The 19,744-nt window shown below is 55.2% G+C and carries 23 protein-coding genes; 3 read left to right on the top strand and 20 right to left on the bottom strand.

Going from position 1 to position 19,744, the window contains the following annotated elements; genetic code table 11:
* Positions 1-10: 10 nt before the first annotated feature.
* Complete coding sequence (gene ctrA, locus ACR0IY_RS02250; protein ID WP_480670227.1) at positions 11-727, bottom strand: response regulator transcription factor CtrA; 717 nt, start codon at positions 725-727, stop codon at positions 11-13.
* An 82-nt stretch (positions 728-809) separates the two neighbouring features.
* The gene (gene sciP, locus ACR0IY_RS02245; protein WP_480671106.1) at positions 810-1,103 is read right to left on the bottom strand and encodes a CtrA inhibitor SciP; all 294 of its coding nucleotides are present in this window, start codon (positions 1,101-1,103) and stop codon (positions 810-812) included.
* 129 nt (positions 1,104-1,232) lie between these two features.
* Between sciP and mnmA the strand changes: the two genes are divergently transcribed.
* Entirely contained in the window at positions 1,233-2,378 is a 1,146-nt protein-coding gene (gene mnmA, locus ACR0IY_RS02240) for a tRNA 2-thiouridine(34) synthase MnmA (RefSeq protein ID WP_480670226.1), read from the top strand.
* Here mnmA and ACR0IY_RS02235 read toward each other — a convergent pair.
* The 18 genes from ACR0IY_RS02235 to ACR0IY_RS02150 all read right to left on the bottom strand — a co-directional run bounded on the left by ACR0IY_RS02235 (position 2,375) and on the right by ACR0IY_RS02150 (position 18,548).
* Positions 2,375-2,956, bottom strand: a complete 582-nt coding sequence (locus tag ACR0IY_RS02235) for a cadmium resistance transporter (RefSeq protein ID WP_480670225.1) — start codon at positions 2,954-2,956, stop codon at positions 2,375-2,377. The genes mnmA and ACR0IY_RS02235 overlap by 4 nt on opposite strands.
* Positions 2,956-4,113, bottom strand: a complete 1,158-nt coding sequence (gene lpxB / locus ACR0IY_RS02230; RefSeq protein WP_480670224.1) for a lipid-A-disaccharide synthase — start codon at positions 4,111-4,113, stop codon at positions 2,956-2,958. The genes ACR0IY_RS02235 and lpxB overlap by 1 nt, the downstream gene beginning before the upstream one ends.
* Entirely contained in the window at positions 4,113-4,907 is a 795-nt protein-coding gene (locus tag ACR0IY_RS02225) for an LpxI family protein (RefSeq protein ID WP_480670223.1), read from the bottom strand. The genes lpxB and ACR0IY_RS02225 overlap by 1 nt, the downstream gene beginning before the upstream one ends.
* A gap of 4 nt (positions 4,908-4,911) precedes the next feature.
* Positions 4,912-5,697, bottom strand: coding sequence for an acyl-ACP--UDP-N-acetylglucosamine O-acyltransferase (gene lpxA, locus ACR0IY_RS02220; protein WP_480670222.1), 786 nt, complete (start codon positions 5,695-5,697; stop codon positions 4,912-4,914).
* Positions 5,694-6,167, bottom strand: a complete 474-nt coding sequence (gene fabZ, locus ACR0IY_RS02215; protein WP_170677032.1) for a 3-hydroxyacyl-ACP dehydratase FabZ — start codon at positions 6,165-6,167, stop codon at positions 5,694-5,696. The genes lpxA and fabZ overlap by 4 nt, the downstream gene beginning before the upstream one ends.
* Positions 6,168-6,239: 72 nt before the next feature.
* On the bottom strand, positions 6,240-6,806 hold the full coding sequence (locus ACR0IY_RS02210; RefSeq protein ID WP_480670221.1) for an OmpH/Skp family outer membrane protein: 567 nt from the start codon (positions 6,804-6,806) through the stop codon (positions 6,240-6,242).
* 24 nt (positions 6,807-6,830) lie between these two features.
* A complete protein-coding gene (gene bamA / locus ACR0IY_RS02205) occupies positions 6,831-9,191 on the bottom strand; it encodes an outer membrane protein assembly factor BamA (RefSeq protein ID WP_480670220.1) in 2,361 nt (786 codons plus the stop codon).
* A gap of 128 nt (positions 9,192-9,319) precedes the next feature.
* Entirely contained in the window at positions 9,320-9,448 is a 129-nt protein-coding gene (locus ACR0IY_RS02200) for a hypothetical protein (RefSeq protein WP_480670219.1), read from the bottom strand.
* 91 nt (positions 9,449-9,539) lie between these two features.
* Positions 9,540-10,892: an RIP metalloprotease RseP gene (gene rseP / locus ACR0IY_RS02195; RefSeq protein WP_480670218.1), complete on the bottom strand. Its 1,353-nt coding sequence runs from the start codon at positions 10,890-10,892 to the stop codon at positions 9,540-9,542.
* A 4-nt stretch (positions 10,893-10,896) separates the two neighbouring features.
* On the bottom strand, positions 10,897-12,069 hold the full coding sequence (dxr, locus tag ACR0IY_RS02190; protein WP_480670217.1) for a 1-deoxy-D-xylulose-5-phosphate reductoisomerase: 1,173 nt from the start codon (positions 12,067-12,069) through the stop codon (positions 10,897-10,899).
* Complete coding sequence (locus ACR0IY_RS02185) at positions 12,069-12,851, bottom strand: phosphatidate cytidylyltransferase (RefSeq protein WP_480670216.1); 783 nt, start codon at positions 12,849-12,851, stop codon at positions 12,069-12,071. The genes dxr and ACR0IY_RS02185 overlap by 1 nt, the downstream gene beginning before the upstream one ends.
* Positions 12,848-13,579, bottom strand: a complete 732-nt coding sequence (locus ACR0IY_RS02180; RefSeq protein WP_480670215.1) for an isoprenyl transferase — start codon at positions 13,577-13,579, stop codon at positions 12,848-12,850. The genes ACR0IY_RS02185 and ACR0IY_RS02180 overlap by 4 nt, the downstream gene beginning before the upstream one ends.
* A gap of 9 nt (positions 13,580-13,588) precedes the next feature.
* Positions 13,589-14,152 (bottom strand): ribosome recycling factor, encoded by a 564-nt coding sequence (gene frr / locus ACR0IY_RS02175; RefSeq protein WP_480670214.1) that lies wholly within the window; start codon positions 14,150-14,152, stop codon positions 13,589-13,591.
* Positions 14,153-14,337: 185 nt separating this feature from the next.
* Positions 14,338-15,333 carry an acryloyl-CoA reductase gene (gene acuI, locus ACR0IY_RS02170; RefSeq protein WP_480670213.1) on the bottom strand — a complete coding sequence of 332 codons (996 nt, stop codon included), beginning with the start codon at positions 15,331-15,333 and terminating at the stop codon, positions 14,338-14,340.
* Between the two features lie 104 nt (positions 15,334-15,437).
* Positions 15,438-16,541 carry a dimethylsulfoniopropionate demethylase gene (locus tag ACR0IY_RS02165; RefSeq protein WP_480670212.1) on the bottom strand — a complete coding sequence of 368 codons (1,104 nt, stop codon included), beginning with the start codon at positions 16,539-16,541 and terminating at the stop codon, positions 15,438-15,440.
* On the bottom strand, positions 16,542-17,048 hold the full coding sequence (locus tag ACR0IY_RS02160; protein ID WP_480670211.1) for a DinB family protein: 507 nt from the start codon (positions 17,046-17,048) through the stop codon (positions 16,542-16,544).
* Positions 17,048-17,752 carry a DUF1326 domain-containing protein gene (locus ACR0IY_RS02155; protein ID WP_480670210.1) on the bottom strand — a complete coding sequence of 235 codons (705 nt, stop codon included), beginning with the start codon at positions 17,750-17,752 and terminating at the stop codon, positions 17,048-17,050. The genes ACR0IY_RS02160 and ACR0IY_RS02155 overlap by 1 nt, the downstream gene beginning before the upstream one ends.
* Positions 17,753-17,756: 4 nt before the next feature.
* Entirely contained in the window at positions 17,757-18,548 is a 792-nt protein-coding gene (locus ACR0IY_RS02150) for a DUF2182 domain-containing protein (RefSeq protein ID WP_480670209.1), read from the bottom strand.
* 85 nt (positions 18,549-18,633) lie between these two features.
* Here ACR0IY_RS02150 and ACR0IY_RS02145 point away from each other — a divergent pair, with 85 nt between their 5' ends.
* A complete protein-coding gene (locus ACR0IY_RS02145) occupies positions 18,634-19,365 on the top strand; it encodes a FadR/GntR family transcriptional regulator (protein ID WP_480670208.1) in 732 nt (243 codons plus the stop codon).
* Between the two features lie 10 nt (positions 19,366-19,375).
* Positions 19,376-19,738: a DUF4345 family protein gene (locus tag ACR0IY_RS02140; protein WP_480670207.1), complete on the top strand. Its 363-nt coding sequence runs from the start codon at positions 19,376-19,378 to the stop codon at positions 19,736-19,738.
* Positions 19,739-19,744 lie beyond the last annotated feature (6 nt).

Below are 19,744 nucleotides of genomic sequence, written 5' to 3'. Positions count from 1 at the left end.
TAAATTCAGGTCAAGCGCCAACCGCCATACGGGTTTCATCGACACCGCTACTTTGCGGATCGCGCAGGACATAGCCCCTGCCCCAAACGGTTTCGATATAGTTATCCCCGCCAGTAGCGTTGCTAAGTTTCTTGCGCAATTTACAGATGAAAACATCGATAATCTTCAGTTCAGGCTCATCCATTCCGCCATAGAGATGGTTCAGGAACATTTCTTTCGTCAGCGTGGTCCCTTTGCGCAAACTCAGAAGCTCAAGCATCTGATATTCTTTACCGGTCAGATGAACCGTTTTGCCTTCCACCTCGACGGTTTTAGCGTCCAGGTTCACCGCGACCCTGCCCGTGTGGATCACGGACTGAGAATGCCCTTTGGATCGGCGAATAATGGCATGGATTCGCGCCACCAGTTCTTCACGGTGGAACGGTTTGGTCATGTAGTCATCGGCACCAAAACCAAATCCCTTGATCTTGCTTTCGGTGTCATCCGCACCTGACAGGATCAAGATGGGTGTTTCCACGCGTGCGATACGCAATTGCCGCAGAACTTCGTGCCCGTTCATGTCTGGCAAGTTCAGGTCCAGTAGGATCAAATCGTAGTCATAGAGCTTTGCAAGATCGATACCTTCCTCGCCAAGGTCCGTTGCATAAACATTGAGGTTGGCGTGCGTCAGCATCAGTTCAATGCTTTTGGACGTGGTCGGATCATCCTCGACAAGAAGTATACGCATTTACTGCTCCAATTCGGGTCAATTTACCAATTCAATCTGAGCCTGCTCAAAAATGGTTAATCTGACGTTACCGTTGATTCATTTATTCATTTTCTCCTTTAGGTTGTCGATATCTTTTTAACGCCGTGACTTTTAAGGCGTCCATCCCATGCTCTGCGACGGCGGCCACCCACGAATTGAACTCCTCATCGCTTAACCCATACCGTTTTTTGGCGTCTGACAGCGTGATCAATCCATAAACCACCCCCCGAACCACGATGGCTTTACGAGAGGCAACCCATCTGGTCGTGTCGGCGGGAGGTAAATCCGCGCGCGATAAAACCGTGCCATCCGGCAGGGTTACGGACCTTGGCCCTTCAACTTTGTGCAAAAACATCATTCTCACCTTTTCCAGCTGCGACAAAGCTGACATCAGGCTACTTAATGCAGAATGAAACCGCCCCTTGAGAGTGTGTAGAATTTTCCTATATTCTGCCGGTCTTTCTTAACCCACACTGGACACGTTATGGCCCTCGATACCGAGACACCGCTAAACTCGCTTGGCTTTGCCAAACCACCCTCGGAAACACGGGTTGTTGTTGCTATGTCCGGAGGCGTGGACAGTTCGGTTGTCGCGGCCCATCTGGCAGATCAGGGCTATGAAGTGGTGGGCGTGACGTTGCAGTTGTATGACCACGGTGCGGCACTGGCCAAGAAAGGCGCATGTTGCGCCGGCATCGACATACACGATGCGCGCCGTGTGGCCGAGGAACGCGGCTTTCCTCATTACGTTCTGGACTACGAAAACATCTTCAAGGACGCCGTGATCGACGAGTTCGCGGACAGCTACCTTGCCGGTGCGACCCCTGTTCCATGCATTCGCTGCAATGAACGGGTGAAGTTCAAGGACCTGTTGGAAACGGCCAAGGACCTTGAGGCGGACTGTATGGCCACCGGTCATTACATCCAACGCAAGATGGGAGCGAATGGGCCCGAACTGCATTCCGCCGAAGATGCCAACCGCGACCAGTCCTATTTCCTGTTCTCGACCACGCCCGAGCAGTTGGACTTTCTGCGATTCCCGCTGGGCCACTTGCCTTCGAAGGACGCAACCCGAGAGATGGCGGCGCAATATGGGCTGGCTGTAGCCGACAAGCCCGACAGTCAGGATATCTGTTTCGTGCCCAACGGCAACTATGCCAGCGTCATCGAAAAGCTGCGCCCCGGTGCCGCTGAACCCGGCGAGATTGTTCACGCCGACGGCCGAGTTCTGGCGCAGCACGACGGCGTTATCCACTATACCATTGGACAACGCCGTGGGCTGGGTATCGGCGGGCTTAGCGAACCGCTTTACGTGGTCAAGTTGGACGTCGACAAGAAACAGGTAGTAGTTGGCCCGAAAGAAATGTTGGCCACCCGCACCATTCCCGTACGTGAGATCAACTGGCTGGGCGATGAACCCTTCACATCGCGCGATGAATGGCACGTGTCAGTCAAGGTCCGCTCGACCCGCCCACCGCGCGAGGCGATCATTCGTCCGCTGTCCGACACCACGGCGGAAGTCGAGCTGCTGACGCCCGAGGAAGGCGTGTCGCCCGGTCAGGCCTGCGTGTTTTACGCCTCGGAGGGTAGCCGCATCTTTGGAGGCGGTTGGATCTGGCGCGGATATTAAACCGCGTCAGTCCACGAGTTGCTGAGGATATAAAGCCCGGCACAGATCATCACATAAGGCACAAGCCGCTCTAACCGTCGCGCCAGTGTACCGCTCATGAACGGTGCTTTAGATCCAAACAAGGCGACCGACGCCAAGCCTAGGGCTGCCATTACCGCGCCAATAACGCCCGCGGTTCGGAACGCAGGGGCCGAGTCGGCCAACAGCGGAGCAAGTACCGCGAATGTGTCCATCGACAAGCTGATGAACAGCAGCGTTACCATGATCACAGAGGCTCCGGTTTCCAGATTTGGGTTTGAGTCTGAGTCCTTGCCGCGTTTCCGCCGGATCAAAGCCAGAATACCAAGGCTCAAAGGGATAAGGCCCAAATAACCGGCCCAATGAGGCACCACGTCCTCGACCCCCAATGCAAGCAATAGCGCCGCGCTGATCACAACCATTTGGGCCAAAAGGAACCCAAAAATCGACCGCTTTGCGCCCGAGACTAATGTCAGCGCAAGAAGCGCCGCCAGATTGTCCAGATTGGTCAGAATCTGAGCCATGAATGCGGACAGTCCAAATAGAATGAAATCCAGCATCACACATTCATCCGTCTAAGAACGGCCCTTGCTGCGCGCAAACCGGGCGCCTCGCCCCCACGCCCAAGACGTTCCATCGTTGTCGCCATGGCATCACGCTGGGCATCCGGTGCTTCGGCCACTTGCTTCAAGGCCTCAGCGATTTTTTCAGGCTGGCAGTTATCCAGCAAGCATTCAGGTACGGTCCGAGTGTCCGAGACCAAATTAACCAGCGTCACCGTGTCCAGTTTCACCATCCGTTCGGCCATTTTTTGGGTCAACCAGCTCAGCTTATAGGCAATGACCATGGGCGTAGCTTGCGCGGCCAGCTCAAGCGAAACAGTCCCCGAAGCGGCCAAAGCCAGATCAGCAGCCGCAAACGCCGCCCGCTTCTGCTGAACCGCTTGATCCGACGGTAATTCACGCGGGTCTAAAACGACGGGGTTACCCGGCCAGCTTTTTAGCTGCTCGGTCACCTTCTCGACCATGTGTGCGACGGCGGGAACAACAACGCGGGTGTCAGGCTTGTCTTTCATGTACAGCCCTAAAGCTTGCCCAAACACAGGTGCCAGACGGTCAATCTCACCACCGCGAGACCCTGGAAGAGCCAGAACAATCGGAGCGTTGCCAAGCGCATATGCAGCGCGGAAATCTTGGATATCGTTAGCCGAAGCGACAGGTTCACTGGCCACCGGGTGCCCTACGAAATCGCACTCCATACCAGCGCGTTCCATATAGGGCGGCTCGAAGGGCAGCAAAGCCAGAACGTGGTCGATGACCTTGGCCATCTTGTCCGCGCGCCCTGGTCGCCACGCCCATACGCTGGGGGCGACGTAATGCACAGTTCTAATGTTACTTTGCGCCTTCACCAGCTTGGCGACACGCAGCGAAAAGTCGGGGCTGTCGATGGTGATCAATACGTCAGGCCGCGTGTCCAGAACCGCCTGCGCCGTCTCGGAAATCCGACGCTTCAGGTGGAAAAACTTGGGCAAAACCTCGACCAAACCCATCACCGATAATTCAGCCATGGGAAAGCGGCTTTCCAAACCCTGCGCTTGCATCAGTGGCCCGCCAACCCCGTCAAACTGTATGTCAGGAACAAGTCTTCGCAGCCCCTCCATTAATGCGCCGCCCAAACGGTCGCCTGATGGTTCTCCGGCGACCACGAACACGCGCATCAGCTGGCCCGCTCACGAACGTAAAGGAACAATCCTAGGCGGTTGCACTCGGCAATGATACGGTCCTGTTGCAGGACGATCACGCCCCCCTTTTCAATGACAATCCCCGTCAACCCCGCAGCCACAGCGCCCGAAACGGTGTCAGGACCAATCGTCGGCAGGTCGGCACGGCGATCCTGATGGGGCTTGGGCGCCTTGAACAAGACCCCGCCCCCCGCATCGGGGCGCTGTGTCAAAGACTGCAACATCCAGTCTGTGCCAAAGATGCCCTCGACAGCCAAAGCCTGCCCCTTGGACACGGCGCAGGCCTGGCCGATATCAGCAGCCCCCATGGCCCGCAGAATTCCCGCTGCCCTGTCTGCGTCGGCGAGATCGGATTCGGACGGTTGCGTTTCGGTTAAACAACCGAGTTGCGGCAACAAGTCCGGAGCAATTTCATGAGCTGCCCGAACAGTTAGCCCGGCGTCACCGAATATCCCGATCACCGCGCGCAACGCTCCGTCATCACCTGACATGAGCGCCTGTTGCAAAACCGGAACCAGCGGCATTGTTGCGGCGTCAATCCGTGAGGGATCGATAGGCGGGCGGCGAACCGCACCGGCCATGCAAATCTCGGTTACCCCCCGCGCCTTTAGATCGGCAATGAAACTGCCGAGTTGTTCCAGGGGAAAAACTATATCGGCTGTCAGGGTGTCAGGTGTGAACCCTTCCATAGCGCAAATCACCGGGCGATCAGTTAGGCTTTCGACCACTTCACCCGGCAAGGCGCCTGTTCCAGCAATCAGTGCCAGCATTGGACTACTTCCCCGGTGTTAGGAAAGACCGGTCCGAATGACCTGTGACGAAATCTACAATACGCTGTACGTATTCGCTTTCGTTATCAGCTCCGACCCTATGGGCACGCTCCATAAACGTCCCATCGCCGGTCGAGAGTTCCCTGAATGCAGCACGCAGGGCAGAGATATCTTCGCGCGATACCCCCTTGCGTTTCAAACCGACCAAATTCAACCCGTCCAATTCGCCGCGAGGGGCCTGAACCAGACCGTACGGGATAACATCCTTTGGAACCATGGTCAGCGCGCCGATGATCGCACCACGACCGACACGAACCCATTGGTGCAAACCCGAGATACCGCCGACGATCACGTCATCTTCAATGACGCAGTGACCCGCCGCCCCAGCATGGTTCACCATGATCACACGGTTCCCGATCTGCACGTCATGGGCCACATGGACACCCGCCATTAGCAGGCAATCATCTCCGATCCGGGTCACACCGCCGCCACCTTCGGTGCCGGTATTCACCGTCACATGCTCACGAATTCGGTTCCGTTTTCCGATTTCCAGCCGCGTATTTTCTCCGCCGAATTTTAAATCCTGCGGAATTTCACCGATTACCGAGAAATTAAAGATAACGGTTTCGTCGCCAATCGAAGTGTCTCCGGTCACCACAACATGAGATTTGAGTTCTACCCGATCACCCAGATGAACCTGGCTGCCGATATAGCAGAGCGGTCCAATGATGCAGCCCTCACCAATCTGTGCGCCGTCTTCGATAATTGCGCTTGGGTGGATGCGGCTCATGTTGTTTTTTCCATGTCCCAGTCGACATAAGCCGAGAATTCGGCCTCGGCTGCGACCTCACCATCTACTGTCGCGCGACCGCTGAACTTGAAAATCTTGCCGCCTTTTTTGCCGCGTACGGTTTCGACGTGCATTTCAAGCACATCACCCGGAACTACCTTGCGGCGGAATTTGCACTTGTCGATGTTCATAAAATAGATCAGCAGCTCACTGTCGATCACATCCATGCCCACACCCAGCATGACACCGGCCGTCTGCGCCATTGCCTCGACAATCGTGACACCCGGCATGATCGGTGTTCCAGGGAAGTGGCCTTGGAAGTGCGGCTCGTTCATGGTGACATTCTTGATACCAACCGCCGACTGATACCCCGAAATGTCCACCACCTTGTCGACCAGCAGAAACGGATAGCGGTGCGGCAATATCCGCTGGATCAGCTGAATGTCGGCGCTCTTGGTTTCCGTGGTCATAGTATGGTTGTCCCGTTCTGGATTTCAATTTGACGCGTGGTTAGCAATACCGCGCCTTCAGGGCAAGCGAACCTATTCGCTAGCCTCGTTTTCTAGGGTGCTTCCGTCGCCAATTTCGGCATCAATCCGGGCAATGGCAGCGTCAGTTATGTCGGTGCGGTCAGAACTTAGGAAAACATTTGAACGCTCGATGATAATCGTCGCCCCAGTCTCACGCAAAAGATCAATCAACACTGGTTGAACCAGTTCAAAGAACTTCTGCTGTGCCTCTTCACTGCGGCGTGCCAACGCGTCCAACTTTGCGCGCTGTCCTTCCCGATGTGACTGGACCTTCTTATCAAAAGCTTCCGCGAGGGGCCGAAAGTCTTCTGCCTCCAAGTCCCCACGTTTTACCGTCAGATCCTGTTCTTCCTGGCTTAGTTCGGCGACGATCCGTTCGTTTTCTTCCGCAAGCAAGGCGCTATCAGCCTCGATTTCGCTCAGAACACGCTGCCCGAAAGCGGACTGGGAAAACAGCCGTTCACTGGACAACGTCAATACACTGCTCTGTGGGACCCCGAGCTGCTGCGCCGTTGCAACGGACGCGAGAGAAAGAATAATAAAAACACACAGGGCCCATATAGGACCCTGCGGTTTCATGTACATGCGACTCATCATTCAGGATCAGAACCGCGCTTGAACGGTCAGGTCGAAACTCTGCTCTTTGTCAAAGTCTTCTTTCTTCACAGCTTGCGAGAAGTTGAAGCGCAGTGGTCCAAATGGAGTTTCCCACAGGACCGAGACCCCGAGGACGTGACGGATCGAGCCGTCCGCGCCGACGATATTCGCACCCGTCGTGTCTACATTGTTAATGTTGTAGAGGTTGCCAACATCATAGAACACACCGCCTCGAAGTCCGAGCTCCTCAGGGAGACCCAGCGGGAAATCGGATTCGAACCGCGCGACCCAGTAGTAGTTGCCGCCGATTGCATCATCCTGACCGTTTGAAAGGTCACGTGGGCCAATACCCGCAGGTTCGAAGCCTCGGAATATGTTGGGTCCCAAAACAAATCGATCCAACGTCCTGCTGAAGTCATCCCCTTGCCAATGCAATGCACCCAGCTCAAGGGATGCACGCAGCACGACCTCTTCATTCCAAACACGGGTCTGGGCAATTCCTCGGGCAGTAGACTTGAAGTACTCGTTGTCGCCACCCAAACCGGCGGCATCAACTCCAACCTCAAACAACACGCCAGCGTTCGGGTTCAACCCCCCAAGGCGACTGTCATACACGTACGAGACACCCAGCGAACTGGTTGACCGCTCTCCTTGCGCAATCTCCGAAGCGATCACCGCACCGTTGACCTGATCACCCTGCTGAGTCATCTCGCTGTTTTCCCAGCCGTAACGCAGCCTCAACGAGGATAGTTCGCCAATGGCATAGCTCAGTTGAGGACGGAAAAACAAAGTCTCGGTGTTGTAACTTGCAAAGCTCGAGTCTGTCGCAGACAGACCCAACCCTACATCGAATTGAAGCCTGCGACCCAACAGATACGGTTCGGTGAAAGTCAGAACGTATTGTTCGGATTCCTGTGCCGTCGACAAGTTGAGGCCGACAGTTTGGCCACGACCAAGGAAATTGGTTTCCCTCAAACCGATTGCAATCCCGATACCATCAGATACCGAGTAACTACCGCCGAGGCTCAGCGAACCGGTCGGTTGTTCTTCGACGTCCACATCCACAATCACCTGGCTAGGTGTTGAGCCTTCGCGCGGCTCAACATCCGCGACGGAGAAGAACCCAAGCGCCCGGATTCGTTCGGCAGCCTGCCGGATCTCACGTGGGTTGAACGGGTCACCTTCCACGGTATCAAACTGCCGGCGGATGACACGGTCCAGCGTTGTGGTGTTGCCTTCGATATCGATCCGTTCGACGAAAATCCGAGGCCCCCTGGTCAGCACAAACTGAACATCCAGTGTCAGATCGCGCGCATTCCGGGTAACCCGCGGTTCAACCCGCAGGAAATCGACGCCTTGTTTAGTTCCCAAACGTTCCAATCGTGCAATAGAGCTTTCGACCAACGACGGCGAATAGGTTACGCCGGGCCGTACCTTTAGCGAATTCTGATAGGCCGCAGCATCCACCCCAGGAATTTCGCTGACCGTAGAAATCTTGCCGAACGAGAACTTTTGGCCTTCGGTGATATTCATCACCAGGAAAAACGCGTCGCGTTCGCGGGTGAACTCGACATTGGCGCTGTTTACACGGAAATCAACATAGCCTCGCGACAGGTAGAAATCCCGGATGACCTGCTTATCGAATTCAATCCGATCGGCAATGAACGTATCGCTCCGCAGGAAGGTCCGCAGAATGTTGGCTTGTTTTGTTTCCAGTACACGACGCAAACGACGATCCGAGAAGGCGCGGTTGCCTACAAAGCTCACGCGCTCCACCTCGATCGTTGTACCTTCCGCAACCTCGAACACCAGATCGACGCGGTTATCGCTGCGGCGAATGATGCGGGGGATAACGGTCGCCGAGACACGCCCCTGTGAAGAGTAAACTTCGGCAATCAAATCCGCGTCCGCTTCTGCAACCTGAGGCGTGAAGACACGCCGAGGTTCAGACGAGATCACGTCGAGTAGAACATCGTCCTTTACACGGCGGTTACCCTCAATACTGATCTGGTTGATCGTAGGATATTCCTCAACCTCGATCACCAGCGTACTGCCACGCGGCGTCAGTTCGACTGTTTCAAAAACACCACTGTCAAGCAAACGCTGGAACGCATCGTTCAACTCTCCGGCGGTTACAGTCTGACCTGGTTCGATCCCCGTTCGCGCGATGATCGTTGATGTTTCAATGCGTCGGTTACCCTCAACATCGAACGAATTGATGACGTAAGTCTGCGCCCATGCCGAGTGCGGCAGGGACGTTAAACTCACAACAACAAAAAGGAAAATAAACGCTAGTGATCGCCACAAAATCTTGTTTTCAGGCTCCCGACCTCCGCAGGATATGCCCGCGCCTCGCCTATCAGTCATAATTTCACTACCCGATATTTTTTGGACTTATTTGCTGAGTAGCGAGAATATTTATACTTGTCAAAAGACCAAAAACCACAAAGCGGCCCCGAAGGCCGCCAAGAGTAGTTTTTAAAAGGATGTGAGAATCACATCGTGATGAGATAGGCCCATCCAGCCATCGCAACAGCGGTTGCACCAAAGAACAGGATCGAGTCCCAATTCAGTACGAACAGAAACCCAAAGCTTTTAACTGATTTACGCAGGGCCTTTGTCATCTCAACCTCTGACACGAATTTATTTACGCCCAAAACGCTACACGAGGAATGCGGCGGAATTACGGCACAGCCGTTACAATCCGCGCCATCTTCAACAGAACAGATCGTTAGAGACCGAGAATATCATCAACCCCAAAATCAACGACACGCCCACCCCCATGAGGACACGCAACACGCCATCGCTGGGTGGTTTACCTGCGATCGCCTCGTATGCGTAAAAAACCAGATGCCCGCCATCCAATGCCGGGATAGGAAACAAATTCAACAAACCCACCGCTGTCGAAAGAACGGCAATGAAGAAGATAAAGTTCTGTGCCCCCTGGCTGGCCATAGCGCCCGACGTTTCAGCAATACCGATGGGGCCTGACATATTACAGGTGCTGATTGCCCCGGTAATCATGTGCCAGATGCCCGAAAGCGAGCCGTTGATGATCCGCATCGTCTGCTGAACGCCGCCAGACAATGACGTCAAAATCCCCGCAGGTTCCGTTGCGGGCTCCAGAACCATACCGCCAACAATCCCAATACGCCAGTGGGTTACATAGCCACCTTCAGGTCGCGGCTCATCTGTTCGACGTGGTGCCAAAGCGAATTCCAGCTCGGCCCCGTCGCGCCAGACGTCCAGCAACAGGACCTTGCCGTCCGACGCTTCTACGTGTTCCTTGAGTTGCTCAAAGGCAAAAATGGGGTCGCCGTTCACAGCAGTGATAACGTCACCGGATTTCAGGTCGATATCCATAGCGGCACTGCGCGGAGCCACCTGTTGAATCAATGCCGGGTACAACCAAGGACCGGATACATCCAGCGTTTGCCCGTCACGGAGTACGGTGTAATCCAACTTGGGCTTCACCGGCAGGGCATCGGTAAATTCTCTCCACGCTCCATCCTGGCCAAAATCCGGGACAGGAACACCGGCGATAGCGACGATTTCGTCTCCCTCCAGCAGCTCTTGTTCCGATCCGGGCAACGGGAACATCTTGCCAACTGTCAATGGCTCTTTGGTTACGCCCTGCGACAGGAAAATGAGACCAAAGACGACAATGGACATCACGAAGTTGAATATAGGACCAGCAGCAACCGTAGCCGTCCGCGCCCATAACGGAGCGCCATGCATTGTGCGCCTTAATTCTTCTGGACTTTGTTCGGTTATCTCCTGCATCGCCTCTTCATCTTTGCCCGAAGCGGCGTTGGCATCTCCCAAGAACTTGACGTAGCCGCCAAAAGGCAGTGCGGCGATTTGCCAGCGGGTACCGCGTTTGTCCATGCGGCTCCACAGGACTGGACCGAAACCGATCGAGAAAACCTCGGCATGGATACCGGACCAACGGCCCACAATGTAGTGGCCATATTCATGCACCGCGACGATAACTGACAGCGCGATCACAAAGGCGATGATTGTGTAAAGCAGGTTGCCAAATTGAGGGATCAGAGAGAGTACGTCCAAGGTTCTATCCTGCTTTCTGGGTGATGGTCTCGTCAGCCCACTTACGTGCCAGATGGTCTGTTCGCAGTACGTTATCAAGGTCTAAGGGGGCATCAATAAGGCCTCCTGTGGTCTCAAACTTGTCTAGAACCATCTCGACAATACCAGCCATTTCAAGAAAACCGATCCGACGGGCGATGAAATGATCCAGCGCACGTTCTTTGGCGGCATTGAAGACAGCGCCGGAAAGCCCGCCACGCTCCATCACGTTGCGAGCAAGGCGCAATGCCGGATAACGTGCCTCATCCGGTTCCTGAAAGCGCAACTGGCCCAGTTTAGCCAGGTCCAGGCGCTCGACCGGCAGATCCCGACGATCGGGCCAATGCAGAGCATAGCCGATTGCATGGCGCATATCTGGTGCCCCCATATGCGATATGACCGCACCGTCATTGAAACCAACCAACGCGTGCACGATGGATTCCGGGTGCACCAAAACTTCGATCTGGCTCGGGGAAACACCAAAGAATTCTTTGGTTTCAATAAGCTCAAGTGCTTTATTAAACATCGACGCACTGTCGATGGTAATCCGCTGGCCCATGTTCCAGTTTGGATGGCTTGACGCCTGCTCGACGGTTGCGCTTGCCAGATCGTTTAACGGCCAATCTCGGAAGGCACCGCCGCTGGCCGTGATAATGATACGCTCAACTGCGTCCATATCCTCGCCGACAAGCGCCTGAAACACCGCCGAATGTTCGCTGTCCACTGGCAGCAGGCGCGCGCTATGGGCTTGAGCAGTCTTAAGAACCAGAGCACCCGCGCAAACCAGTGTCTCCTTGTTCGCTAATGCCAGCGTCGCGCCTTGCTTTAATGCTTCCAGGCCGGGTCGTAGCCCGGCTGCTCCGACAATGGCGGACATCACCCAATCTGCTGGGCGCGCCGCTGCTTCGGTCAATGCAGCGGAACCTGCCGCAGCCTCTACGCCACTGCCTGCCAGCGCCTCTCGCAGGTCCTCCAAACGGTCTTCATGCGCGGTTACGGCCAGATCCGCGTTCAGACGGCGCGCGTCATCTGCTAGCTTTTCGACATTTGCACCACCCGTCAAAGCGACGACGTCATAAGCGGCCGGATCGCGGCCGATCAAATCGATGGTGTTTTGCCCAATGGATCCCGTTGATCCCAAAATGGATACCCTGCGCATCACATCCCTCCGGGGGAGTACAGCAGACCTGCGATTAGAACGAACAGTGCCGCCCCCATCATCCCATCGAACCGGTCGAGAAAGCCTCCATGCCCCGGAATTAGGTTCGAACTGTCTTTGACCCCGAATTTCCGCTTGGTCGCACTTTCGACGATATCACCGGCCTGGCTGGCCATCGAAGCGAGCACTGAGATCACCACAAACATGAACCCGAAACCGGCATGAAAGGCAAACACCGCACCGACAATAGCAGACGCAGCCCATCCACCGGCCGTGCCAGACCAGGTTTTCTTGGGGCTCACCCTAGGCCAGAATTTAGGACCGCCAAAGGTTTTGCCCACAAAATACCCAGCCACATCCGTCGCGACGACGACCGAAATCAACCAGACCATCCAACCGAAACCCATGTTTTCACGGATCGAAATAAAGCCCAGACCGGCGGCCGCTATCCACACGGCAAAAAGCACATAGATAACTTTTGATTGCTTAATCTGCCCTGCCCCGACCAATGCCGGTGCCAACAGAATCGGCAGTTTGTACATTGGCGGCACGTGATAGCTGAGGATCACTGCGACACCAGTCAGGATGGCAAGTTGGATCGCCAAACCGGACCTGTCCGGGTTGATCATCCGGACCAATTCCCAGGTCATCAGGCCGCAGGCAATTGCGATGAACGTTTCGAACCACAACCCGCCCAGCCAAACTTCGACAGAGCCAATTACGACCAATACCGCAGCCGAAAGAACCCGGGCGGTCAAATCAGACCATCGTCCGTCGCTCATGCTGTAACGGCCCCAAAGCGACGTTCGCGCGTGCCAAAGTTTCGGCAAAGCCTTTCAAGCTCGGCCGCTGTAAAGTCGGGCCAAAGCGTGTCGATAAATTCATACTCAGAATAAGCCGACTGCCAGAGAAGGAAGTTCGAAATGCGCGCCTCGCCACTGGTGCGTATAACAAGATCGGGATCTGGCAACACGTGCGTATCCAGGTATTTCGGTAGCGTTTCCTCATTGACGTCTTCCGGGCGAAGTTTCCCGTCCGCTACATCCCGTGCCAGACGTTTGGTCGCCCGGGCGACCTCGTCACGACCGCCATAGTTCAAGGCGATGGTCAGATGAACCAGATCGTTATCTTTGGTTTCCTCTTCCAACGTATCCATGAGGCCGGTAAGTTTCGTATCAAGGCGCACACGGTCGCCAATGAACCGAACTCTGATCCCATTTTCCTTGAGCGTTCGGGTTTCCTTGATGATGTAGCGCCGGAACAAGCTCATCAAACCGGCGACCTCAGCCTGAGTGCGTTTCCAATTTTCCGTCGAGAACGCAAAAACTGTCAGGTATTTGACGCCCAGTCCTGGGCAGGCTTCAACAACCTCTCGCACCCGTCTTGCACCGGCATGGTGCCCGAACAGCCTGGGTCTGCCACGGGCCTGCGCCCAGCGTCCATTCCCGTCCATGATAATGGCAATATGGCGCGGCCCAAGCGTGGCCTCAGTATGCGGGGCGTTTAGCATAGTCCGGTCTCAGACCTGCATGATCTCGGCTTGCTTGGTTTCAAGCGCGGCATCAACGGTTTTAATCATTTCGTCGGTCAGATCCTGAACTTCACTTTCCCAAAGCTTCTGATCGTCTTCTGACATGCCGTCGGCCTTAGCCTTTTTGATCTGGTCCATACCGTCGCGACGTACATTCCGGATCGAGACGCGGGCATGTTCCGCATACTGTCCGGCCACCTTGCCCAATTCACGGCGGCGCTCTTCGTTCAATTCAGGGATCGGCAGCATGATGATTGTGCCGTTAAGCTGAGGATTGATCCCCAGGCCGCTTTCCCGGATGGCCTTTTCGACTTTTCCAACAAGACCCTTATCCCAAACGTTGACGGTAACCATTCGCGGCTCGGGCACGTTGACCGTCCCCACCTGATTGATGGGCGTCATCGACCCGTAAGCGTCTACCATAACAGGCTCCAGCATCGATGCCGATGCTCGTCCAGTCCGAAGTGAAGCAAACTCGGTTCTAAGGTTGGACATGGCGCCTTCCATGCGGCGCTTCAGATCATCGGTATCCAGTACGAAATCGTCAGACATTCTGCTCACTCCCCGTCTTCAGGTGCTGTTTGCATGGCTCTTAAGCCATCACAATTGGGATGTATAGCAATGATGCTGTGGAATTGAGACAATGACCAGAGGTGTTTCTGGCATTTTCGAGGTCTTTTCAAAGGAACTAGCCCCGGCCGGCGCATTGGCCGACCGGAAGCAAGTTGCACAACAAACTAGGCGTTTACATCGACGACTACGCGCCCTTTGACTTGACCATTTAGGATATCCGCGCCCAGCTGAGGCAGATCTCCAAGAGTGGCTGGTTGAACCATGGCTTCAAGCTTGTCCATCGGCAGATCCGTGGCAATGCGCTGCCAGGCCCGCACGCGGTTGTCGTAGGGTTGCATAACGCTGTCGATGCCCAACAGGTTCACGCCGCGCAGCAGGAACGGAATGACAGACGCTGGCAGCGCCGCCCCACCCGCCAATCCAACTGCTGAAACTGAAGCACCGTATTTCATTTGCCCCAGCACACGGGCCAGCATTTCACCGCCAACTGCATCAACGCAACCTGACCACGTCTCGCTTTCCAGCGGACGTTTGGTGGTTTCGTTCAGTTCTTCCCGCGGAACGATCGTCGTGGCGCCCAAGGATTTCAAATACTCGCCTGTCTCTGGGCGACCGGTCACAGCTGCAACCTCATAACCCAAATTGGCCAGAATCGCAGTCGCTACCGATCCGACGCCACCGGCCGCACCAGTGACCAGAACTGGCCCATGCCCGGCCTCCAACCCATGATCCTCAAGCGCCATGACTGCCAACATAGCCGTAAATCCGGCCGTCCCTACCGCCATGGCCTGTCGCGAATCCAGCCCGTCGGGCAATGGAACCAGCCAATCGGCCAACGCGTTTGCTTTCTGTGAATACCCGCCCCAATGGGCCTCACCAACGCGCCACCCGGTTAAAACGACCCTGTCCCCCGGCTTGTAGCGCTCATCAGAAGACGCCTCGACTGTTCCCGCATAGTCAACCCCAGGAACATGCGGATAGTTGCGTACCAGTCCCCCGCCTTTAGGAGACATACACAGCCCATCCTTATAATTCACAGTTGAGTATTCTACCGCCACGGTCACTTCGCCATTGGGCAAATCATCAGCTGACAACTTCTTTACCGATGGGCTGGCCAAGCCACTCTCTTCATCTTTATCCATCACCAATGCGTTGAACATCTGATCTTTCCTTTCGTTTTCCTGGCGCCAGACCCGTACTTCACCTGGCAAAAAAATATCCTGGGAGAGTCGCACAGCGACGGGGACAGATCCCCCTCCCGATCTCAAATCCAGAACCGCTCCTGCACAGTTGCGCGGCACATACCGTTCGGCGTTTCCACCTCAATCTTCGTTCCTGCATCCCAATAACCCAGCCGCAGCATGCCGATGGACACATTGGTTTCAAAGTCCGGAGACCACGCGGCCGACGTCACCTGCCCAACTCTTTTTCCATCCGAAAGCACGGGCCAGGGTCGATCACAGGGTGGCACAGCGGCACCGTCAATGGCGATTGGTCGAATCTGCTGAACTGGCCCTTCTTTCGCGACGCGCAGCAAAGCATCCCGCCCAATGCAGCCGATGGCCGTATGTGTGTTGCAGAATTTTCCCAAACCACATTCATGAGGCGTGTTGTCGTCGGTCATATCATTGCCATAAGACAGCAACCCACCTTCGATACGCTCGATCAGGTTGGGGCATCCCGCACGCACCTGCAGGTCCTCGCCCACGGCAAACATTGCGTTCCAAAGCGGCATTCCGATGTCGGAGCCTTCGACGTAAATTTCAAATCCGCCCTGCTTTGAATATCCTGACCGCGCCACCGCCAGTTCACGGCCCTCGAATTCAAACTTGTCGAACTTGAAAAACCGGATGTCGCGCACACGGTCGCCAAAGACGCGTGACATCAGTTCATCCGCCTTCGGTCCCTGCACGGCCAGAGGTGAAACATCCGGTTCATCCACCAAAACATCCAGACGATATCCGTTGGCGATTCCCTTGACCCACAACAAAAGGTCACTGTCGGCAATCGATATCCACCAACGATCATCAGAGAATTTTAGCGCTACGGGATCGTTCAGCATGCCGCCGGTCTCATCGACGATGGGTACGTAGTAACATTGACCCGGCAGCATCCCCCGCAAATCCCGAGGCGTCAGCATCTGCATCAGCCGCGACGCATCCGGCCCGCGAAGTTCAATCTGGCGCTCGCACGATACATCCCAAACCTGAACATGAGATTTCAGGTGCCGATAATCCGCCTCGACACTTTCGAAAACCGTAGGCAATAACATACGGTTATATACGGTGTATGCTTTCACCCCTGCTGCTTCGACCCCATCAGAGAACGGAGTACGTCGCAGCCGACGTGACAAAGAAATCTGCGGCATTCAAACCTCCGCTGGCATAAAGACCAGATCACTGACAGGCGCGGCTGATCCGGTTTCGGTCAGCATCTGATGCAATTGTCCACGGTGGTGCGTCTGGTGGTTAGACATGTGGATTACGCATCGAGCATAAGGCACTGTAACATCAGCTTCTTTAGCGGCCGAATACCATTTGAAATCACCGGTTATCTGAGTGTCGCCCAACGTGGTTGCCCAATCTGAGATGCGACGGTCAACCGTATCACACAGCGGAATCCATTCCTCCAGACTGGTGCAGAGCGAAACACTTTCGGGAATACCACCGCCTGGTCCTTCCCGTTTGTCGAACCGGGACACCCAGATCCAGTTACCCCAAAGCAAATGGTTTGCCGTTCCCATAATCGAGCCAAAAAATGCACCGCGCTCTTTGGTTAATTCCTCTGTCGGCAGCGCTTTTAGAAACCCACATAATTGTTTGTTTTGCCAGTGATTATATTGCGCCATCTCCCGCGCATATGCACCCGTGATCATCACTTGGGTCCTTGCCAATCAATCGGGCATATTTCAGCTGATTTCCCACCGAAGTCCCAGACGCGACCATAGTCACGCACCCGCGATTTGGTTCCACGCGCCACGATGATGTCCGGCCCCATCCAGTATTTTGAGTTCGAGACCATAACCGGGTGCTCTGGGTCCTTACCCGCAAGCATTTCAATTTCACCCTGAATTTTTCGACCGATCACGATACGACGCTTGTTGCCATCACGCTCAATCTGGACCGGAGCACGCTCGGCCCCGATGATCTCGCTGACCAGCATGGTGAACAGACCCGTTGTGCCACCCGCCTGCCCGCTGAAGATCTGCAACAGCCCGTTATAGGCTTTTCCGCTGGCACGCTCATCAACATAGGCTGCCACTTTCCACTGGCCCTCGCCCATGCGACCGGGGATATCGACCAACAGACCAACATTCAGACCTGACAGGTCTTCACCTTCATAGTGACCTTCGTCGATGATTACACCCATCCATGCATGGCAGTGGCCCTCGGTAGGAGGGTGCGCGCCCAGGGACACGACACAGGGACAGAATACATCACAAGAACAGTTCAGGATCAGTTCGCCCTTGATCGCCCATTCCGTCGGGCTCATCTCGCGCCGTTTGGGATTTGGCATACGGCTGTCGATACGTTGGCTAATTGGCAGCCTGTCGGCCTCGGGTTTTCTGTTTTTAGCCATAAACTTATCCTCCGTAAGCAAAGGGATAAATAAGCAGGAATAGTCCTCCTGCTATTAATCCGATCCCCAAAGGTCGCGTTATCGCGTGACCGATTTGGGGGAGTTTCTCCAAAACCATGAACAGCGTTGCCAACCCCATCCACAACAAGCTCATAACACCGCCAACAAAGCCAAGCGCCATAAAGCCCCAGCAGCACCCAACGCAAAACGCGCCCAGCCCAAGCCCCATTCGAACACCGCCAGCAAACCCTGTTTTCCAATGGCCGAGGAAATAGGTCATCGGCGCGTGGCACACACCATGGCAGACTTCTTTCGCGCGGGTGAACTGGAACGCGCCAACTGCAATCAACAACCCGCCTGCAACGAAGCCGGATTTCGCGATGCCCAGCATGTCGACGACGCCACCGAAAAGCAGAACCAACTGAACTCCGGTGATCAGCGCGGCAAAGCCTACCCAGACAAGGAAATATCCTACCAGAACCCCTAACCAGCCCGCACGCGTGCCGTTTGCGCTGTGGATCAGATCGTCATAGCTGCGCAGAGTTGGCACCAGCGTCGGCAACATCATCGCGGCCATCATGATTGCCCACATCCAGAATAGCGGGCCAAATTCGGCCATCGGCATATACATGTCCATTCGTGGGTCCATGGCAGCCATCGACTGGCCCATCGGTCCGGGGCGACCAATCCAGTCCAGATCCATATCGCGGCTCATGGTGAACATCATCCACCATGCCCACAGGATCAGCGTATAAAAACCCAGCCAAAATCCGCTGCGTAGAACTGCACGACTCACGTCTTCCTCCCGACTCAGTCCTTGCAATTGAAATGTCAGACTTTTAAATGTCAGACAAATAAAATCTGACGAACGGCCCTAGAAAATGAAAATCGACCCAAGGAAACCCGCGGATTTGTCCGCTCAGATCGCACAAGCCATTCGTGACGCCATAATTTCCGGCGAGTTGATTGTGGATGAGCGACTGCCGTCTGAAACCGAGTTGTCAGATCAGTTTCAGGTGTCACGCCCGACGGTACGAGAAGCCCTGAAACGCCTTGCAGCACAATCACTTATCCGTACACAGCGCGGTGCAAGCGGTGGTGCTTTTGTGAACAGGATCAGCTTTCAGGACGCCTATTCTCAGCAGGTAACCACCTCGACGTTGCTGCTATCAATGAACGCCGTCAGTTTCGACACCGCGTGCGAGGCCCGTTTTGCGTTGGAACGCGCTTGCGCGCCACTATCCGCTCAACGCCGCACCCCGGATCAGCTGGCCACGATGCGGGCCGAGATATTTCGCCAATCTCAACCCGGCCTAACGGACGAGGCGTTTTGTGCGTCGGATGTCACATTTCATCGGGCGTTGGTAGACGGGGCTGGCAATCCGGTTCTGTCATATCAACTCGCCGGTGCCGTCGAGGCGATGCAGCCGTTGATGAACATGATCACATTTACAGCCCGGTCTCGTGAAGAAATTATTGCTCTGCACAACCAAATCGCGGATGCATTAGAAGTGCGGGACGAGACAAAAGTCGATGCCACCTTGGCCGCGCTTGAATACTATACGCGGCGGCTGGCGCAGGACGTGGCCCGGCAACACCGCAAACCCGCGTAACGAGGGCAAGATGACAACAGCACTGAACGTAATTGCCGCAGTCCTGACCATCGGCTTCGGACTGTTCGGATTTCTGGCACCTGCCTGGACCGCCGCCTCGTTGGACCTCGCACCGACAAGCAGCAATATGGGGCTGAGCGAGATGCGAGCGTCCGTTGGTGGATTATTCGTTGTGACAGGGTTGGCAGTTATTTTTCTTAACAACCCAATGGCTTACGCAATGCTTGGCGTCGTTTACGCAGGAGCGGCGCTTGGCCGGTTTGTCTCGGTCATTCTGGATAATCCACCCTTGGTCAAAGCGGTGACATTTGGCGGAATCGAGTTGGTTCTGGCGTTGTGGCTCATTTTGGCAAACTTTAACAGGGCCACCTAAGGTGCT

Source organism: Ruegeria sp. BC1 (genome assembly GCF_056539305.1).
The sequence above is the reverse complement of the archived record's forward strand: the minus strand, read 5'-3'. Positions and strand labels throughout refer to the sequence as shown.

Coding starts and splice junctions, on each gene's coding strand:
- dxr (WP_480670217.1), bottom strand. CDS start 12,069: ATGCGCAGGGTATCCATTTTGGGATCAACGGGATCCATTGGGCAAAAC.
- ACR0IY_RS02165 (WP_480670212.1), bottom strand. CDS start 16,541: ATGCCGCAGATTTCTTTGTCACGTCGGCTGCGACGTACTCCGTTCTCT.
- acuI (WP_480670213.1), bottom strand. CDS start 15,333: ATGTTCAACGCATTGGTGATGGATAAAGATGAAGAGAGTGGCTTGGCC.
- ACR0IY_RS02225 (WP_480670223.1), bottom strand. CDS start 4,907: ATGCTGGCACTGATTGCTGGAACAGGCGCCTTGCCGGGTGAAGTGGTC.
- bamA (WP_480670220.1), bottom strand. CDS start 9,191: ATGACTGATAGGCGAGGCGCGGGCATATCCTGCGGAGGTCGGGAGCCT.
- ACR0IY_RS02145 (WP_480670208.1), top strand. CDS start 18,634: ATGAAAATCGACCCAAGGAAACCCGCGGATTTGTCCGCTCAGATCGCA.
- ACR0IY_RS02185 (WP_480670216.1), bottom strand. CDS start 12,851: ATGAGCGACGGACGATGGTCTGATTTGACCGCCCGGGTTCTTTCGGCT.
- ACR0IY_RS02235 (WP_480670225.1), bottom strand. CDS start 2,956: ATGCTGGATTTCATTCTATTTGGACTGTCCGCATTCATGGCTCAGATT.
- sciP (WP_480671106.1), bottom strand. CDS start 1,103: ATGTTTTTGCACAAAGTTGAAGGGCCAAGGTCCGTAACCCTGCCGGAT.
- ACR0IY_RS02155 (WP_480670210.1), bottom strand. CDS start 17,752: ATGGCTAAAAACAGAAAACCCGAGGCCGACAGGCTGCCAATTAGCCAA.
- ACR0IY_RS02180 (WP_480670215.1), bottom strand. CDS start 13,579: ATGCTAAACGCCCCGCATACTGAGGCCACGCTTGGGCCGCGCCATATT.
- mnmA (WP_480670226.1), top strand. CDS start 1,233: ATGGCCCTCGATACCGAGACACCGCTAAACTCGCTTGGCTTTGCCAAA.
- ACR0IY_RS02210 (WP_480670221.1), bottom strand. CDS start 6,806: ATGAAACCGCAGGGTCCTATATGGGCCCTGTGTGTTTTTATTATTCTT.
- lpxA (WP_480670222.1), bottom strand. CDS start 5,697: ATGAGCCGCATCCACCCAAGCGCAATTATCGAAGACGGCGCACAGATT.
- fabZ (WP_170677032.1), bottom strand. CDS start 6,167: ATGACCACGGAAACCAAGAGCGCCGACATTCAGCTGATCCAGCGGATA.
- frr (WP_480670214.1), bottom strand. CDS start 14,152: ATGTCTGACGATTTCGTACTGGATACCGATGATCTGAAGCGCCGCATG.
- ACR0IY_RS02140 (WP_480670207.1), top strand. CDS start 19,376: ATGACAACAGCACTGAACGTAATTGCCGCAGTCCTGACCATCGGCTTC.
- lpxB (WP_480670224.1), bottom strand. CDS start 4,113: ATGCGCGTGTTCGTGGTCGCCGGAGAACCATCAGGCGACCGTTTGGGC.
- ACR0IY_RS02200 (WP_480670219.1), bottom strand. CDS start 9,448: ATGACAAAGGCCCTGCGTAAATCAGTTAAAAGCTTTGGGTTTCTGTTC.
- ctrA (WP_480670227.1), bottom strand. CDS start 727: ATGCGTATACTTCTTGTCGAGGATGATCCGACCACGTCCAAAAGCATT.
- ACR0IY_RS02160 (WP_480670211.1), bottom strand. CDS start 17,048: ATGATCACGGGTGCATATGCGCGGGAGATGGCGCAATATAATCACTGG.